Genomic DNA, 16,739 nt, shown 5'->3' on the forward strand with positions numbered 1-16,739 from the left:
ATAGAAACATGATAATAGATTTAATTTCAGATACTGTAACTAAGCCTTCTAAAGGTATGTTAGATGCTATGTTGAGTGCCAAAGTAGGTGATGATGTTTTTAGTATGGATCCTACAGTTAATGCTTTACAAGATAAAGTAGCTACACTTTTTGGTATGGAAAGTGCACTTTTTTTTCCATCAGGAACAATGGCAAATCAAGCAGCTATTAAATTACACACACAACCTGGAGACTTAGTAATCTGTGATAAATATGCACATATTTATAATTATGAAAGTGGAGGAGTAGCTTTTAATTCTGGAGTTACTTGTAAATTAGTTGATGGTAATAGAGGTATGTTTACTGCAGAGCAAATAAAAGATGTTGCAGCTGTAAAGCCAGAAATATATTTACCTTTTACAAAACTTATTTGCCTAGAAAACACTACAAATAAAGGAGGAGGAGCTTGCTGGGATTTTGAAGAAATTAAAAAAATACATGCAGAAGCTAAAAAAAATAATTTAGGTTTTCACTTAGATGGAGCTCGTTTATTTAATGCATTAGTTGCAAAAAACGAAACGCCTCAACAATATGGAAAATTGTTTGATACAATTTCAATTTGCTTTTCAAAAGGTTTAGGAGCTCCTATTGGTTCTATGTTATTAGGTCCTAAAAACATGATGCAAAAGGCTGTAAGAATAAGAAAGTTGTTAGGTGGAGGTATGAGACAAGTTGGTTTTTTAGCAGCAGCAGCAAATTATGCTTTAGATAATAATATAGAACGATTAGCTAGCGATCATCAAAAAGCAAAAGAAATAGCTGAGGTGTTAGAGAGTTGTAGTTACATTTCTAAAATAGAACCAGTAGAAACTAATATTCTTATTTTTTATGTTGATGACAAGATTGGTGCTGATAATTTTATTGATAAAATGAAATCAAAAAATATACTTTTAACACCTATGGGTGAAGGTAAAATAAGAATTACTACACATTTAGATTATACTGACCAAATGCATGAAATCTTATTAAAGGAGTTGAAGAATTTTTAGAAATAGAAACGAACAACAGGAGAAATTGGAGAAGCAAAAATACTTTTGTTTTCGTCATATAAAACGTCATAACGAACTCCTACAGCAAATCTGCCTTGGTTAAAAGCTACTCCTAAATGTAATGCTGGAAAATTTGTACTTACACTACCACCATTAAAAGTAGATTGGTTAGCAAAATAATAATCGAACTCTGATGAAAATTGAAGGTTAAAATTTGTTTGATATAAACTTATAATACTAGTACTGTATACATTAGAGGTAAAATCATTGATTTCACTATATAAATAACCAACACCTGCTCCAATTGCTAGCCCATTGTTAAAATCATAAATAGCACTTGGTGAAATACCAACAGTAGTTTGACTACCAAAGCCTAAAGTAAAGCCTCCACCAAACCTTACATTATCCCAAAAATCTGATTTTTGTTGACTAAAAGAAATAAAAGAAATCCCTAAAAAAACAAATAATAATATCTTTTTCATAAATAAAACTTTAATTTGATTCGTCTAATTTAGATAATTCTTTGTAATTTTTATTTAGTTTTCTCAAGAAAATACCATAAATCAATTTATAAAATAACCAGAATAAAACCAGTATTACAATAACTGCAATTATTTGACTTATTATAGAGATTGTTACAATTTGACTTAAATCCATTGCTAAATTATCTGGATTTATAATATCTAAATGTTTTTCTGGATTAGAGAATATTTTTGCATTAATAACAAAGCTTACTAAAACAATAATAGCCAAATTATAATACACATAATAATTTACTGTTTTTCTAACTTTTAATATCTTTTTTATGAGTTTTTTGGTATTATCCACTAATGAAATATTAGTGTAATTTTGATAAAATAGGTACAAAAAAGCAATTAAAATAATGTAATGAAATACTGTAAAAACTTGTAAGAAAGTTTCTAAATTTAAATCTTCATAAATTTTATAAAAACTATCAGGAACAAGAAAGTTAATAACACCCCAGAATATAAATTCTAAAATTCCAATAATAAAAATCCACTTAACTAAAGAAGATGAACTAGAATGTGCTAATTTATAAATTTCTTTAGAAGACAATTGTTTATTATCTTCTGGCTGATTTACCCAAGCTTTTTTATATTTATCTAATACATCCATAATTTATGGGTTTAGTATGTTTTTTAATTTTTCTTTGGCTCTGTTCATCTTTACTCTTGCATTTACAGAAGTTATACCTAATGCCTCAGATATTTCTTTATAAGGTTTATCTTCTAAATAAAGAAAAATAAGCGCCTTGTCAATATCATTTAATTTGTGAATGGCTTTATACAATGCTTTTAATTGTGCTTCTTCTGTATCATCATAAGGTGTAGATGATATTTTGTAAGCCACATCACTTATATCTTGTGTTTTAACCCTTCTAGTTGATTTTCTATATAGTGATATTGCTGTATTTAAAGCTACTCTATACATCCAAGTACTAAATTTAGAATCACCTCTAAACTTTGGGTAGTTTTTCCAAAGTTGAATTGTTATTTCCTGAAATAAATCATTATGCGCATTTTGATTTGTAGTATATACCCTACAAATTTTATGAGCAATATTTTGATTTTTTTCAAAATCTGATAAAAATTTTTCCTCTAAATCTTTCTGCACCTGTAAATAGTTAGTTACTCTATTAGTTAAGTTTTACACAAAAATGTTACATTTTTCATAAAAAATGTTGATTAAATAAAAAAATAATTAAATTTGTTCAACTCAAAAAAGAATAAGTTGAACAATATTAAGCAAGATTTTACAATAAAAGACCTTGAAAATATTTCTGGTATTAAAGCACATACTATTAGAATATGGGAAAAGCGCTACAATTTACTAGAGCCTCAGAGAACAGAAACCAATATTAGATATTACAGTCAAGAAAATTTAACGAAGTTGTTAAACATTGTTTTGTTAAATAAAAATAATTTTAAAATATCTAAGATTGCAGCAATGTCTGAAGAAGACATTATTTTAAAATCTAGAGAATTAGCGTTTAATATTGCTATTAATGATGAAGCTATAAACTCTTTTAAAGTTTCAATGTTTCAGTTTGATAAGATTTTATTTAATAATACTTACAATAAATTACTTCATAAAAAAACGTTTAGAGAAATTTTTAAAGATGTTTTCATTCCATTTTTAGACCATATTGGTTTATTATGGCAAACTGATACATTATTACCTGCTCACGAACATTTTATATCTAATTTAATAGCTCAAAAAATTCAAATTAATACCGAAAAACTTCAATACAGTATTAATGATAGTAACAAAACCTATGTTTTATTTTTACCTGAAAATGAAATACATGAATTAGGTTTACTTTATTTGAATTATGAATTAGTATTAAGAGGTCATCATACAATATATTTAGGTCAAAGTTTACCTTTAAATAATTTAAATTACTTTTTAGAAAGTGGTAGAGAAATATGTTTTGTAACTTCATTAACTATTCAACCTTATGATGATAAGGTTGAAGAATATTTTGCAGAAATAGATGAAGTAATGGATAACACTAAAAACAGTTTTATTGCTACTGGAAGAAAAATTAAAAAAATTAAACATTTAGAATTAGGATCTAACATAAAACTCTACGACTCTATTTCAGATTTGTTAAAAGTCTTATAAAAAATCAAATTACTTTTAATTTTGTTTCATTAAAAGTTATTTTTGTTAAACAAAATATTTTATGAATAGAAGCGTACACATTATAGGCTCTGGTTTTTCATCATTATCAGCAGCAAGTTACCTAGCAAAAGCTGGTTACAAAGTAACAGTTTTAGAGAAAAATGATACTTTAGGAGGTAGAGCTAGACAATATAAAAACATGGGCTTTACTTTCGATATTGGCCCTACTTGGTACTGGATGCCAGATGTTTTTGAGAAATTTTTCGCAGATTTTGGAAAAAAACCCAATGATTTTTATCAACTAGATAGATTAAAACCTGGTTATCAAGTTTATTTTGATGTAAATGACTCCATAACTGTTCCTGGTAATTTAGATGCTATCTATAAGATTTTTGAAGATGAGGAAAAAGGAAGTTCTAAGCATTTAAAGTCCTTTTTAGCTTCAGCTAGAGAAAATTATGATATAGCAGTAAAAAAGATGGTTTATAAACCTGGTATTTCGCCTCTAGAGTTAGTGTCAAAAGAAACTATTGCAAGAGTTTCTCAGTTTTTTTCTACTATTAGAAAAGATGTTAGAAAAAATATTAAAAGCAATAAATTAATTCAAATTTTAGAATTTCCAGTTCTATTTTTAGGTGCAAAACCTAGTAATACTCCAGCATTTTATAATTTTATGAATTATGCAGATTTTGGATTAGGTACTTGGCATCCAAAAGGTGGTATGTATAAAGTAGTTGAAGGAATGGTTTCTTTAGCCAAGAGTTTGGGTGTAGAATTTGTTACTAATGCAGCTGTAGATAAAATCGTAACAGATAGCAATAATGCTGTGAAAGCATTACAAGTTAATGGAGAAGAAATAGCTACAGATTTAGTGTTGAGTGGAGCAGATTATCATCATACAGAACAATTATTAGATAATAACTTAAGACAATATTCAGAAAAATATTGGTCTAAAAAGACATTTGCACCTTCTTCGTTATTGTTTTATGTTGGATTTGATAAAAAAATAAAAAATGTATGTCATCATACTTTATTTTTTGATACTGATTTTGATATTCATGCAAAGGATATTTATGATACTCCAAAATGGCCTAAAAATCCTTTATTTTATGCAAGCTTCTCAAGTATAACTGATGATTCATTAGCTCCTGAAGGAAAAGAAGCAGGTACTTTTTTAATACCACTAGCACCTGGTTTAGAAGATACAGAAGAGTTGAGAGAAAAATATTTTAATAAAATTTTAGAAAGATTAGAGAAGTTAACTGGCCAAGATGTTAGAAAAAGTATTATTTTTAAGAAGTCATTTTGCGTGAATGATTTTATAAAAGAATACAATTCTTATAAAGGTAATGCTTATGGTTTGGCAAATATCTTAATGCAAACAGCATTTTTAAGACCAAAAATAAAGAGTAAAAAAGTGAAAAACCTATATTTTACAGGACAATTAACTGTACCTGGTCCTGGAGTTCCTCCAGCATTAATATCTGGTAAAATAGCTTCTGATTTAATCATTAAAAATAAATCTTAAAATGAAAGAATTATTCGATACTGTTTCAGAAAACTGTAGCAAGCTAGTAACTAAAAGCTACAGTACCTCCTTTTCTTTAGCTGTAAATATGCTTTCTCCAGCTATCAGAAATGATATTTATAATATTTATGGTTTTGTTCGCTTTGCAGATGAAATTGTAGACACATTTCATGAATATGAAAAAGAAAAATTAATGTCTCAGTTCGAAAACGATTATTATGCTGCACACAAAGCAGGTATAAGTTTAAATCCTATTTTAAATTCTTTTCAACAGACAGTAAGAAAGTATAATATAGAAGATCATATGGTTCAAGCTTTTTTAAAAAGCATGAAAGCAGATTTGCATAAAACTGAATATCAAACAAAAGCAGAATATGAAGAATACATTTATGGTTCTGCAGATGTTGTAGGTTTAATGTGTTTAAAGGTCTTTGTAAATGGTGATGATAATAAGTATAATGAATTAAAAGATGCAGCAATGCGTTTAGGTTCAGCTTTTCAAAAAGTAAATTTTTTAAGAGATTTAAAAGACGATTTCGAAGTTTTAAATCGTTCTTATTTCCCAAATATAGATTTAGGGCAATTAAATGCTAAGTCTAAACAATTAATTGTTGATGAAATTGAGGCAGATTTTGATTATGCATACAAACATGGAATTTTAAAATTACCTGTTGAAGCTAAATTTGGAGTTTATATGGCTTACAGATATTATAGAAGATTATTAAAAAAATTAAAATCTGTACCATCAGAAAAAATAATGGATACTAGAATTCGTATTTCTGACCCAATGAAAATTAATTTATTAGCAAGAAGTTACGTAAAATATAAATTGAATATTATTTAGAAATGATATACGCTTTAATCACTTTAGGTGTTTTTGTTTTAATGGAAGGTATCACTTGGTGTACTCATAAATATATAATGCATGGTTTTGGATGGTTTTTACACGAAGATCATCATGAACCAGGATATCCTCATGTATTTGAAAAAAACGATGCTTTTTTTGTTGTTTTTGCAGTACCTAGTATGTTATTATTTTTATTTGGTACTTACACAGAATACAGGTTTTTATTTTTTATTGGCTTAGGTATTTTATTATATGGTATAGCTTATTTTTTAATTCATGACGTATTAATACATCAACGTTTTAAATGGTTTAAGCGAACTAACAATTGGTACTTAAAAGCTTTACGTAAAGCACACAAAGTACATCATAAAAACATGGGAAAAGAAGACAGCCAATGTTTTGGGATGTTATTTGTACCTATAAAATATTTTAAAGAGCAGTTATAATTGCTCTTTTTTTCTTTAATTCGTTTTCCAATTTTATTCATTGAAAAATTTTGACTACATAATAATTGGTGCTGGTGCATCTGGTTTAATGATGGCATATAGAATGTCTAAAGATGTATTTTTTGATGATAAAAACATTTTAATTTTAGATAAAGAGAAGAAAAATAAAAATGACAGAACTTGGTGTTATTGGGAAGATAAAAATGATGAATGGCAAGATATTGTAAGTAAAAATTGGAATACTATAATTTTTAAAAGCGACATTTATTCCACTCAAGAAAATATAGCTCCTTATCAATATAAAATGATAAGAAGTTCAAATTTCTACACTAAAATATGGAATCAATTAGTACTAAAATCAAATATTACTTTTAAAAAGGCAGATGTTACCCATGTTAACCAATTAGACAATATAGCTGAAGTTGTAACAAGTGAACAAGTATATACATCTAGTACAGTTTTAAATAGTGTTTTATTTTCAAATGACTACAAGCAACAATCAGAATATCCTTTAATTCAGCAACATTTTGTTGGTTTTTTTATTAAAACTGAAGAGAATGTTTTTGATGATTCTGCTGCAACTTTTATGGATTTTACAGTCTCTCAAAAAGGTAATACTCGTTTTATGTATATACTTCCCTATACAAAAAATGAAGCTCTATTTGAATATACATTGTTTTCTAAAGATCTTTTATCTTATGATGATTATGTAATAGAAATAGAAAATTACTTATCAGAAAAGAATATAACAGATTATGAGATTATAGAAAAAGAACAGGGTTCCATACCTATGACCTCTTATAAGTTTTGGAAGCACAATTCTAAAAACATTATTCATATTGGTACTGCTGGTGGTTGGAGCAAAGCAAGTACTGGTTTTACCTTTAAAAACACGACAAAAAAAACTGCAGAATTGTTAAATTATATCAAAGCAAATAAACCATTAACTCAGTTTCATAAAGTGAATAAATTTTGGTTGTATGATTTATTATTGCTAGATATTTTAAGCAAGAGAAATGAGTTAGGTGCTTCTATTTTTGGACAAATGTTTCAAAAAAATCATCCTACCAAAATCTTAAAGTTTTTAGACGAAGAAACAACTTTTTTAGAAGATTTAAGTATACAGTTAAAAATGCCTGTAGGCTTATTTACAAAAGCTTTATTAAAAAGGATGTTTTAAGTTGATTATTTCTAAAGTTTTTTACGGATAACTTCGTTTACTTTGAATATATATTATTAAAACGACTTATATTCAGACTCACATATCTAAACATCTTAATTTTTAGGAAATTTGTCACGAATCTTATCCAATGCTAAATTATGAATACTTCCAATATGAGAATGTTGTTTCCCTAAATCTGGTTTGTAAGTTCCTGCTTGCACTTGACCACCAATTTGTTGATAGGCTTCTCTAAAAGACATTCCTTCTATTACTAAATTATTGATAGAATCTACCGTAAATAAATATTGGTATTTCTCATCATTTAAATCGATATCTTTTACAATAACTTGTTGTATGGAGTAATTGAATATGTCTAAAATGTCTTTTACATCTTCAAAAGCAGCAATAATGTTTTCTTTTAATAACTGAAAATCTCTGTGGTAACCTGTTGGCAAATTATTGGTTATTAGTAACATTTCAGAATGCAAAGCTTGAATTTTATTACATTTTCCACGAATCAATTCAAACACATCAGGATTTTTCTTGTGAGGCATAATGCTACTACCTGTGGTTAATTCATCTGGAAAAGTGATAAACCCAAAATTCTGGCTCATGTACAAACACACATCCATTGCAAAACGAGCCATTGTATTACATAATCCACCTAAAGCAGAAGCTATTGAACGTTCACTTTTTCCTCTGCTTAATTGGGCAGCAACTACATTGTATTTTAAGGTAGCAAAATCTAATTCCTTGGTAGTTAATTCTCTATCAATAGGGAAGGAGCTTCCATAACCAGCAGCAGAACCCAAAGGATTTTGGTCCACTACTTTTGAAACTGCATTTAATACATACACATCATCAATTAATAATTCTGCATAGGCAGAAAACCATAATCCAAATGATGAAGGCATTGCCACTTGCAAATGCGTATAACCAGGTAATAAGCTGTCTTTGTGAGTATAAGCAAGGTTTAATAAAGTATCAAACAAAGTTTTTACTTTAGCATTTACAATAGCTAAATTCTCTTTGTAATACAACTGTAAAGCCACTAAAACCTGATCATTTCTAGAACGAGCAGTATGAATTTTTTTACCAACTTCACCTAATTTGTTGGTTAGTTCCCACTCAATTTTAGAATGTACATCTTCAAAAGAATCTTCGATAATAAACGTTCCGTTTTCAATATCAACAGCCAATTCATTTAAGCCTTTTTTTAAGTCAGCCAATTCATCAGCAGTAATAATTCCAATAGATTCCAACATTATAGCGTGTGCTAAAGAGGCTTGTACATCATATTTTGCGATATGTATGTCAATTTCTCTGTCATTACCCACTGTAAAGTTTTCTATTTGTTTGTCTATTGAAAATCCTTTATCCCAAAGTTTCATAATTTTTAGTCTTTAGCTGTTAGACATTAGTCTTTAGTTTGTCATTTTGAGCGAAACAAAGTGAAGTCGAAAAATCTCTTTTAGATTTCTCCACAAGGTCGAAATGACATTTTAATTTGTTTAAACAATTACACGATTTAACAATTCCACATAAATCTGAATACCTTCTTCTATCTCTGAAATGTAAATAAATTCATTTGCAGAGTGTGAACGTGTACTATCTCCAGGTCCTAATTTTAAAGATTGGCAACTCAACACAGATTGATCTGATAAGGTTGGAGAACCATAAGTTGTTCTTCCCATTTCAATTCCTGCTTTTACCAAATCATGATTTATGTCAATAGAAGAGGAGTTCAATCGTAAACTTCTTGGAGTAATTTTAGTGCAAGGCGCTTCTTTTTGTAAAATATCTGCAATTTCTTGATTTGAATAGGCATCATTCACACGAACATCAATTACTAAATCTACATGAGCAGGAACCACATTATGTTGTTTGCCAGCATTGATTTGAGTAACTGTCATTTTTACATCACCTAAAGCCTCTGATGATTTTTCGAATTTGAAATCTTTAAACCATTGTAAGACTTCTATGGTGTTGTAAATTGAATTATTATTATTTGGATGAGCAGCATGACTTGGAGTCCCTGCTACAACTGCATCAAAAACAACCAAACCTTTTTCAGCAACTGCTAAATTCATTAATGTGGGTTCACCAACAATTGCTACATCAACATGAGGAATAATAGGCAGCATTGAGTTTAAACCATTTTGACCACTACTTTCTTCTTCAGCAGAAGCAACTATAACTAAGTTGTATTTTAAATTTTCTAGCGCGTAAAAATGTGTAAAAGTAGCAATTAAAGAAACCAAGCAACCACCTGCATCATTACTACCTAAACCATACAATTTATCACCATCAACAATCGCTTTAAAAGGATCGTTTGTATAGGCTGAATTTGGTTTTACAGTATCATGATGAGAATTGAGCAATAATGTTGGTTTGCTTTCATCAAAATATTTGTTGGTTGCCCAAACATTATTTTTTGTCCTTTGAAAAGGGATTTGATTTTTTGTAAACCAATCTTCAATTAAAAGTGCTGTATTTTCTTCTTCTGATGAAAATGAAGGAGTTTCAATTAAATTTTTCAATAATTGAATAACATTTTTCGTAAGTTTTTTTAATTCCATTTTATAAAGTAATGGTTGTATAATTATCGTTTTCTTTAGTTAACATTGATGTATTGCCAATGTAAACTTTATGAACACCATTTTCTAGAGCATCAAAACAGTTGTCTAGTTTAGGAATCATTCCATCTGCAATAACACCATTTGCTAATAATTCTTTATAAACACTTGGATTGATGATTTTTACAACAGAATTTTTATCATTGAAATCTTCTAGAACACCATTTAATTCAAAACAATAGTAGATGGATGTTTCGTAAATTTCACTCATTCCAATAGCCACTTGGCTGGTAATAGTATCTGCATTTGTGTTTAGTAATTGGCCTTTTCCATCATGTGTTATTGCACAAAAAACAGGTGTAAAGTCAGCTTGTAGTAATTTTTCTATTGATTTATTTGCTACTTTTTTTACATCACCAACAAAACCAAAATCAATTTCCTTAACAGGTCTTTTGTCAGATTTTATACTGTTGATATCTGCACCTGTTAAACCAATGGCATCAGCACCCAAAGCTTGAAGTTTTGCAACCACATTTTTGTTGACTAAACCACCATAAACCATGGTAATGACCTCTAGAGTATCAGCATCAGTAATACGTCTACCATTTACCATTTTAGATTCAATACCTAATTTTGTGGCAATATGCGTTGCTCTTTTTCCTCCTCCATGCACTAAGATTTTCTTACCTTCTAAGTTTGAAAAAAGTTTTAGAAAAGTATGTAAAGAAGTTACATCTTCTATAATGTTTCCACCTATTTTTATGACAGATAGTCTTTCTTTAGACATTTTCTAAAATCTTTTTTAGTACCAATTGAGCTGCAAAAGTTCTGTTATTTGCTTGTTCAGTAACTAATGCGTTTTCTGAGTCTAAAACAGCATCTTCAACAACTACATTTCTTCTTACTGGTAAACAATGCATAAATTTAGCAGCTCCAATTTTGTCTTTTGTAATCATCCAATCTAAATCTGTTTTTACAACTTTACCATAATCTTCGTAAGAACTCCAGTTTTTTGCATATACAAAATCAGCATTTTTAAATGCTTCTTTTTGATCATGATAAACAAGTGTGTCTTTTACAATTTCTGGATTTAAATTATATCCCTTAGGATTTGCAATTACAAATTCAACATCCATTTTCTGCATAGCATTCGTAAAACTATTGGCAACTGCATGTGGTAATGCTTTAACATGTGGAGCCCAACTTAACACCACTTTTGGTCTTTTTTTAGTTGTATTTTCTTTAATTGTGATGGCATCAGTAAGTCCTTGCAATGGATGACTAGTAGAGCTTTCCATATTAACTAAAGGCACAGAAGCATATTTAATAAATGATTTTAAAATATGTTCAGACTCATCTTTTATTTTATCAGTTAAAGAAGGGAAAGCTCTAACTGCAATAACATCACAATATTGAGAAACCACAGCTGCAGCTTCTTTAATGTGTTCTGCAGTACTGCCATTCATTACTGTTCCATCTTCAAATTCAATTCCCCATGCATCACCAGAAACATTCATCACAATTGGATTCATGCCTAAATTCAAAGCCGCCTTTTGAGTACTTAAACGTGTACGTAAGCTTGAATTAAAAAATAATAATCCTAAGGTTTTATTTTTACCTAATTCGTTGTTTTTTAAAGGATTAGACTTTATCATTAAAGCTTCTTGAATCCAAGTTTCTATATGGTCTATATCATTTATTGATGTATAGTTTTTTAAAGACATAATTTTAGTGATTTAAGTCTTCTAAAGCATTTACAAGAGCTTCAAAAAATTGATTAACGTGTTCTTTTCTAATGGTTAAAGGAGGTAAAATTCTCAACAGATCAGGATTTTTAGCACTTCCAGTAAAAATCTGATAATCATAAATCAGTTTTTTTCTTAATTCTGAAATAGGAAAATCAAACTCTAATCCCAGCATTAATCCTCTTCCTTTAATATTTTTAATTTGAGGTATTGTATTCGCTATTCTATTGAAATATTCAGAAATGAATCTCACATTTTCCATTAGATTTTTTTGCTCGATAACATTTAATACTGATAATCCTGCAACACAAGCTAGATGATTTCCTCCAAAAGTAGTTCCTAACAATCCATAACTTGCTTTAATATTAGGGTGAATTAAAATACCACCAATTGGGAAACCATTGCCCATTCCTTTAGCAATAGAAATAATATCTGGAGTTACATTGTATTTCTGAAACGCAAAGAAATCACCAGTTCTACCATAACCAGATTGCACTTCATCAGCAATAAAACAAGTATTGTATTTTTTACATAACCTATCTATACCTTCATAAAATGCTGTTGTACTTTCATCTAAGCCTCCAACTCCTTGAATACATTCAATAATAACAGCACAAACATCATTTTTACCTAATGATTTTTCTAAACTTTCTAGATCTCCAAGTGCTAAGATTTCAACTTCTTGTTGCGCATTTATAGGAGCAATTATTTTTTCATTATCTGTTGCAGCAACTGCTGCAGAAGTTCTACCATGAAAGCTATTTTTAAAAGCAATCACTTTCTTTTTATTAGTATGAAATGAAGCTAATTTTAATGCGTTTTCATTTGCTTCTGCTCCAGAATTACATAAAAAAAGTTCATAATCTCTACAACCAGATAATTGTATTAGTTTACTTGCTAATTCAACCTGAATTGGATTCTGAATAGAATTACTATAAAAACCAAGTTTAGCAACTTGATCAGTAATACTTTTTACATATTCAGGATGAGAGTGTCCAATAGAAATTACAGCATGACCACCATATAAATCTAGATATTCTTTATCATTTTCATCATAAACAAAAACGTCTTTAGCTTTTACAGGTGTAATATCGAAAAGTGGGTAAACATTAAATAAACTCATATTTGTTCTTTTTTAATGTTGTTTATTTTATTAAATGAAGCCACCATTCCTTGAATTAACGAAGAGCTTAAGCCTTTGTGTTCCATTTCATTAAGACCTTCTATTGTACAACCTTGAGGAGTTGTAACTCTATCTATTTCTTCTTCTGGGTGATTACCATTTTCTATAAGCAGGTTTGCAGCACCTTCACTTGTATACATAGCTAATTCTTGAGCTTCTTTTGCATCAAAACCCAGTTGAATTGCAGCTTGAGTGGTTGCTCTAATTAGACGCATCCAAAATGCAATACCACTTGCACAAACCACAGTTGCAGCTTGCATTTGACTTTCAGGAATTGATAGAGAATGACCAAGTCTATTAAATATAGCCTCTGCAATTTTTATTCTTTTTTCACCTTGTAAATTACTACACAAACATGTCATAGATTTACCTACAGCAATTGCAGTATTTGGCATTGCTCTAATGATAAACTTATCTGTTCCAATTTGTTCTTCAATTTTAGATATTATAAATCCTGTTATCGTTGATATTACAACATGTTTTTCTGTTAAACTTGATTTTATTTCTTGTAATATATCTTCAAAATGAGCTGGTTGAACAGCAAAAATTAGTATATCTGAATTTTCTACTGCTTTTTTATTATCTGTAGTTAAGAAAACATTTTTATAACCCTCAAACTCAGCTATACTCTCTAAATTTCTTTTTGTTAAATACAATGATGTTATTGCATTATTGGTAATTAAACCTTTTGCAATAGATTTTCCTAAGTTTCCTGTTCCTATAATTGCAATTTTCATCTTAAAAATATGTTGCTTTTAATTGTAAACCTTCTGCTTCATTAAACCCAAACATTAAGTTCATATTATGAATGGCCTGACCAGAAGCACCTTTAATTAAATTATCTATAGTGCTTGTTATCAGTAATTTATTATTGTGCTTTAATAAGTGAATCAAACACTTATTAGTATTTACTACTTGTTTTAAATGAATTGGTTCATCAGAAATAAAGGTAAACTTGGCATTTTTGTAAAAGTTTTTATAAAGTGTTTTTGCTTCTTCTATAGAACCATCAAATTTAGTGTACGTTGTTGAGAAAATACCTCTTGAAAAATTTCCTCTATTAGGTATAAAATTAATTTCTCCATCAAAACTATTTTGTAACTGGTTTACTGTTTGATGAATTTCACCTAAATGTTGATGAGTAAATGTTTTGTAGTGAGAAAAGTTGTTATCTCTCCAAGTAAAATGTGTTGTTGTAGATAAAGATGTGCCTGCACCAGTAGCACCAGTAACTGCATTTATATGAATATCGTCTTTAATTAAATTATTGGCAGCTAAAGGTAAAATTGCTAATTGTAAAGCTGTAGCAAAACAACCAGGGTTTGCTATATGATTAGCAGATTTTATTGCACCTAAATGTAACTCTGGTAAGCCATAAACAAACTCTTTATCATTGAAAAAAGCATCTTTCTGTAACCTAAAATCATTGCTTAAATCAATTATTTTAGTGCTATCTGAAAACTTGTTTTTCTCTAAAAAAGATTTTGAATTTCCATGGCCTAAGCATAAAAATAAAACATCAATTTTTGTATTAATATCAATTGTGAATTTTAATGATGTATTGCCTAATAAATCTTGATGAACATCATACAAGTAATTTCCTGCATTAGAAGTGCTATACACAAAATCAATTTTAGTTTTTGAATGGTGTAATAACAACCTTATTAATTCACCAGCAGTATAACCTGCACCACCAATAATACCAACTTTTATCATTGCTTTTTGTTTATTTGTTGATATATTTTATTTTGATTACCTAAAATTTTAATAAATCCTTTTGCTTCTTCTGCTGTCCAGCCTTTATTTTCTTCTCCATAACTACCAAAAATTTTGTTCATTAAATCATGAGGAGACGAAATACCATCTAAAGAGAAACAATAAGGTCTTAAAGTAACAAATACACTACCAGTAACTTTTGATTGGCTACTTTCTAAAAAAGCTTCAATATTTCTCATCACTGGATCTAGATATTGACCTTCATGTAAATGCATACCATAAAAACTAGATAAGTATTCTTTATGTTGTAATTGCCATTTTGTTAATGTATGCTTTTCAAGTAAATGATGGGCTTTTATAATTATTAAAGCAGCAGCAGCCTCAAAACCAACTCTACCTTTAATACCTACAATTGTATCTCCTACATGAATATCTCTACCTATTCCATATTTAGAAGCCATAAAATTCAATAATTCAATACACTCAACTGACTTACCAATTTTACCATTTATAGCACATAACTCTCCTTTATTAAAAGTTAAAACTACTTTTTGTAAACCTTCTTTTTCTATTTGAGACGGATATGCACTTTCTGGCAAAGGCATAGTAGAAGTTAAAGTTTCTGCACCACCTACACTAGTTCCCCATAAACCTTTGTTTATAGAATATTGAGCTTTTTCCCAAGATAAATTAATTCCGTTTTTCTTTAAGTAATCTATTTCTTCTTGTCTAGTTAGTTTTTGATCTCTTATAGGTGTAATAATTTTAATGTTTGGCGCTAATGTTTGAAATATCATATCAAACCTTACTTGGTCATTTCCTGCGCCTGTAGAACCATGAGCTATATAATCTGCACCAATTTTCTTTGCATATTCAACAATTTCTATGGCTTGTATTATTCTTTCTGCACTCACAGATAAAGGATATGTATTGTTTTTTAGAATATTACCAAAAACTAAATATTTAATCACTTTTGTATAAAAAGACTCTACAGCATCAATATTTTTATAAGAACTTACACCCATTTTATAAGCATTCTTTTCTATAGTCTTTATTTCCTCAATAGAAAACCCACCTGTATTTACACTTACTGCATGAACATCATACTGTTTTGATAAACTTACTGCACAATAAGAAGTGTCTAAACCACCACTATAAGCTATAACTAATTTTTTCATTATTTTTTATCTTTTAAAAACAAGGTATGTTTAATATTTTTAAGTCTTTTAAAAACACCTTCTTTTATTTTTTTATCCTCTTTTTCTATTTTTGAGCTTGGATCATAAAGCATACCAGTGCACAAACACATTTTTTGTTCTGTTCTTTGAAGTACATCGTAATTTTTGCAGGTTTGACAGCCATTCCAAAAGCTTTGATCATTTGTTAATTCTGAGAAAGTTACTGGTTTGTATCCTAAATTACTGTTTAATTTCATTACAGCTAAACCTGTAGTAATGCTAAAAATTTTAGCATTAGGAAATTTATTTCTAGAATGATTAAAGACTGCTTGTTTTATTTGTTTAGATAAACCTAAACCACGATAGTTTGGATGAACAATTAAACCAGAGTTTGCAACAAACTTTCCATGACCCCATTGTTCAATATAACAAAAGCCTGCAAAAGTTTCTCCATCTAAAGCAATAACTGCATTACCATTTTCCATTTTAGTGGCAATATATTCAGGTTTTCTTTTTGCAATACCAGTTCCACGTACTTTTGCTGCTTCAGCAATAGTTTCACAGATTATTTCTGCGTAAATAATATGAGATTTATCAGCAATTACAATTTCCATTGTATTGTTTGTATTAATTTTATAAAGTTTGAGATATTTTGATTTCGAAAGTGGAATTGGACTCACCTAA

18 protein-coding genes are annotated in these 16,739 nt (G+C 28.9%); 6 read left to right on the forward strand and 12 right to left on the reverse strand.

The window, feature by feature from the left end; genetic code table 11:
* Window positions 1-8: 8 nt before the first annotated feature.
* Window positions 9-1,028 (forward strand): threonine aldolase family protein, encoded by a 1,020-nt coding sequence (locus ACFOWD_RS09575; RefSeq protein ID WP_377410095.1) that lies wholly within the window; start codon window positions 9-11, stop codon window positions 1,026-1,028.
* On the opposite strand, the gene ACFOWD_RS09580 is transcribed toward ACFOWD_RS09575, so the two are convergent.
* The 3 genes from ACFOWD_RS09580 to ACFOWD_RS09590 are packed head-to-tail and all read right to left on the reverse strand — an operon-like array spanning window position 1,025 to window position 2,663.
* Window positions 1,025-1,510, reverse strand: a complete 486-nt coding sequence (locus ACFOWD_RS09580; RefSeq protein WP_377410097.1) for a hypothetical protein — start codon at window positions 1,508-1,510, stop codon at window positions 1,025-1,027. The genes ACFOWD_RS09575 and ACFOWD_RS09580 overlap by 4 nt on opposite strands.
* A gap of 10 nt (window positions 1,511-1,520) precedes the next feature.
* On the reverse strand, window positions 1,521-2,165 hold the full coding sequence (locus ACFOWD_RS09585; protein WP_377410099.1) for a hypothetical protein: 645 nt from the start codon (window positions 2,163-2,165) through the stop codon (window positions 1,521-1,523).
* Window positions 2,166-2,168: 3 nt separating this feature from the next.
* Window positions 2,169-2,663, reverse strand: a complete 495-nt coding sequence (locus tag ACFOWD_RS09590; protein ID WP_298993462.1) for an RNA polymerase sigma factor — start codon at window positions 2,661-2,663, stop codon at window positions 2,169-2,171.
* 117 nt (window positions 2,664-2,780) lie between these two features.
* On the opposite strand from ACFOWD_RS09590, the gene ACFOWD_RS09595 reads away from it, so the two are divergent.
* From ACFOWD_RS09595 to ACFOWD_RS09615, 5 genes are all read left to right on the forward strand, one after another.
* Window positions 2,781-3,674 (forward strand): MerR family transcriptional regulator, encoded by an 894-nt coding sequence (locus ACFOWD_RS09595; protein WP_377410101.1) that lies wholly within the window; start codon window positions 2,781-2,783, stop codon window positions 3,672-3,674.
* Window positions 3,675-3,735: 61 nt separating this feature from the next.
* Window positions 3,736-5,202, forward strand: coding sequence for a phytoene desaturase family protein (locus tag ACFOWD_RS09600; RefSeq protein WP_377410103.1), 1,467 nt, complete (start codon window positions 3,736-3,738; stop codon window positions 5,200-5,202).
* 1 nt (window position 5,203) lies between these two features.
* On the forward strand, window positions 5,204-6,046 hold the full coding sequence (locus ACFOWD_RS09605; protein WP_377410105.1) for a phytoene/squalene synthase family protein: 843 nt from the start codon (window positions 5,204-5,206) through the stop codon (window positions 6,044-6,046).
* A 2-nt stretch (window positions 6,047-6,048) separates the two neighbouring features.
* A complete protein-coding gene (locus ACFOWD_RS09610; protein ID WP_377410107.1) occupies window positions 6,049-6,495 on the forward strand; it encodes a beta-carotene hydroxylase in 447 nt (148 codons plus the stop codon).
* 40 nt (window positions 6,496-6,535) lie between these two features.
* Window positions 6,536-7,675 carry a lycopene cyclase family protein gene (locus tag ACFOWD_RS09615; protein ID WP_377410109.1) on the forward strand — a complete coding sequence of 380 codons (1,140 nt, stop codon included), beginning with the start codon at window positions 6,536-6,538 and terminating at the stop codon, window positions 7,673-7,675.
* Window positions 7,676-7,770: 95 nt separating this feature from the next.
* Here ACFOWD_RS09615 and argH read toward each other — a convergent pair whose 3' ends face one another.
* The 9 genes from argH to ACFOWD_RS09660 all read right to left on the reverse strand — a co-directional run bounded on the left by argH (window position 7,771) and on the right by ACFOWD_RS09660 (window position 16,669).
* On the reverse strand, window positions 7,771-9,048 hold the full coding sequence (gene argH, locus ACFOWD_RS09620) for an argininosuccinate lyase (protein WP_377410111.1): 1,278 nt from the start codon (window positions 9,046-9,048) through the stop codon (window positions 7,771-7,773).
* Between the two features lie 120 nt (window positions 9,049-9,168).
* On the reverse strand, window positions 9,169-10,236 hold the full coding sequence (locus ACFOWD_RS09625; RefSeq protein WP_377410113.1) for a M20 family metallo-hydrolase: 1,068 nt from the start codon (window positions 10,234-10,236) through the stop codon (window positions 9,169-9,171).
* 1 nt (window position 10,237) lies between these two features.
* Window positions 10,238-11,020 (reverse strand): acetylglutamate kinase, encoded by a 783-nt coding sequence (gene argB / locus ACFOWD_RS09630; RefSeq protein WP_377410115.1) that lies wholly within the window; start codon window positions 11,018-11,020, stop codon window positions 10,238-10,240.
* Complete coding sequence (locus ACFOWD_RS09635) at window positions 11,013-11,957, reverse strand: N-acetylornithine carbamoyltransferase (protein ID WP_377410117.1); 945 nt, start codon at window positions 11,955-11,957, stop codon at window positions 11,013-11,015. The genes argB and ACFOWD_RS09635 overlap by 8 nt, the downstream gene beginning before the upstream one ends.
* A gap of 4 nt (window positions 11,958-11,961) precedes the next feature.
* Window positions 11,962-13,101 carry an aspartate aminotransferase family protein gene (locus tag ACFOWD_RS09640; protein WP_377410119.1) on the reverse strand — a complete coding sequence of 380 codons (1,140 nt, stop codon included), beginning with the start codon at window positions 13,099-13,101 and terminating at the stop codon, window positions 11,962-11,964.
* Entirely contained in the window at window positions 13,098-13,898 is an 801-nt protein-coding gene (proC, locus tag ACFOWD_RS09645; RefSeq protein ID WP_377410121.1) for a pyrroline-5-carboxylate reductase, read from the reverse strand. The genes ACFOWD_RS09640 and proC overlap by 4 nt, the downstream gene beginning before the upstream one ends.
* Before the next feature lies 1 nt (window position 13,899).
* Entirely contained in the window at window positions 13,900-14,877 is a 978-nt protein-coding gene (argC, locus tag ACFOWD_RS09650; RefSeq protein ID WP_377410123.1) for an N-acetyl-gamma-glutamyl-phosphate reductase, read from the reverse strand.
* A complete protein-coding gene (locus ACFOWD_RS09655) occupies window positions 14,874-16,055 on the reverse strand; it encodes an argininosuccinate synthase (protein ID WP_377410125.1) in 1,182 nt (393 codons plus the stop codon). The genes argC and ACFOWD_RS09655 overlap by 4 nt, the downstream gene beginning before the upstream one ends.
* Complete coding sequence (locus ACFOWD_RS09660; RefSeq protein ID WP_298993433.1) at window positions 16,055-16,669, reverse strand: GNAT family N-acetyltransferase; 615 nt, start codon at window positions 16,667-16,669, stop codon at window positions 16,055-16,057. The genes ACFOWD_RS09655 and ACFOWD_RS09660 overlap by 1 nt, the downstream gene beginning before the upstream one ends.
* Window positions 16,670-16,739 lie beyond the last annotated feature (70 nt).

Origin of the sequence: Polaribacter marinivivus (assembly GCF_042651285.1) — a bacterium.
In the GTDB taxonomy this organism is placed as follows: domain Bacteria; phylum Bacteroidota; class Bacteroidia; order Flavobacteriales; family Flavobacteriaceae; genus Polaribacter; species Polaribacter marinivivus.

Coding starts and splice junctions, on each gene's coding strand:
- ACFOWD_RS09575 (WP_377410095.1), top strand. CDS start 9: ATGATAATAGATTTAATTTCAGATACTGTAACTAAGCCTTCTAAAGGT.
- ACFOWD_RS09580 (WP_377410097.1), bottom strand. CDS start 1,510: ATGAAAAAGATATTATTATTTGTTTTTTTAGGGATTTCTTTTATTTCT.
- ACFOWD_RS09585 (WP_377410099.1), bottom strand. CDS start 2,165: ATGGATGTATTAGATAAATATAAAAAAGCTTGGGTAAATCAGCCAGAA.
- ACFOWD_RS09600 (WP_377410103.1), top strand. CDS start 3,736: ATGAATAGAAGCGTACACATTATAGGCTCTGGTTTTTCATCATTATCA.
- ACFOWD_RS09605 (WP_377410105.1), top strand. CDS start 5,204: ATGAAAGAATTATTCGATACTGTTTCAGAAAACTGTAGCAAGCTAGTA.
- ACFOWD_RS09610 (WP_377410107.1), top strand. CDS start 6,049: ATGATATACGCTTTAATCACTTTAGGTGTTTTTGTTTTAATGGAAGGT.
- argH (WP_377410111.1), bottom strand. CDS start 9,048: ATGAAACTTTGGGATAAAGGATTTTCAATAGACAAACAAATAGAAAAC.
- ACFOWD_RS09625 (WP_377410113.1), bottom strand. CDS start 10,236: ATGGAATTAAAAAAACTTACGAAAAATGTTATTCAATTATTGAAAAAT.
- argB (WP_377410115.1), bottom strand. CDS start 11,020: ATGTCTAAAGAAAGACTATCTGTCATAAAAATAGGTGGAAACATTATA.
- ACFOWD_RS09635 (WP_377410117.1), bottom strand. CDS start 11,957: ATGTCTTTAAAAAACTATACATCAATAAATGATATAGACCATATAGAA.
- ACFOWD_RS09640 (WP_377410119.1), bottom strand. CDS start 13,101: ATGAGTTTATTTAATGTTTACCCACTTTTCGATATTACACCTGTAAAA.
- proC (WP_377410121.1), bottom strand. CDS start 13,898: ATGAAAATTGCAATTATAGGAACAGGAAACTTAGGAAAATCTATTGCA.
- argC (WP_377410123.1), bottom strand. CDS start 14,877: ATGATAAAAGTTGGTATTATTGGTGGTGCAGGTTATACTGCTGGTGAA.
- ACFOWD_RS09655 (WP_377410125.1), bottom strand. CDS start 16,055: ATGAAAAAATTAGTTATAGCTTATAGTGGTGGTTTAGACACTTCTTAT.
- ACFOWD_RS09660 (WP_298993433.1), bottom strand. CDS start 16,669: ATGGAAATTGTAATTGCTGATAAATCTCATATTATTTACGCAGAAATA.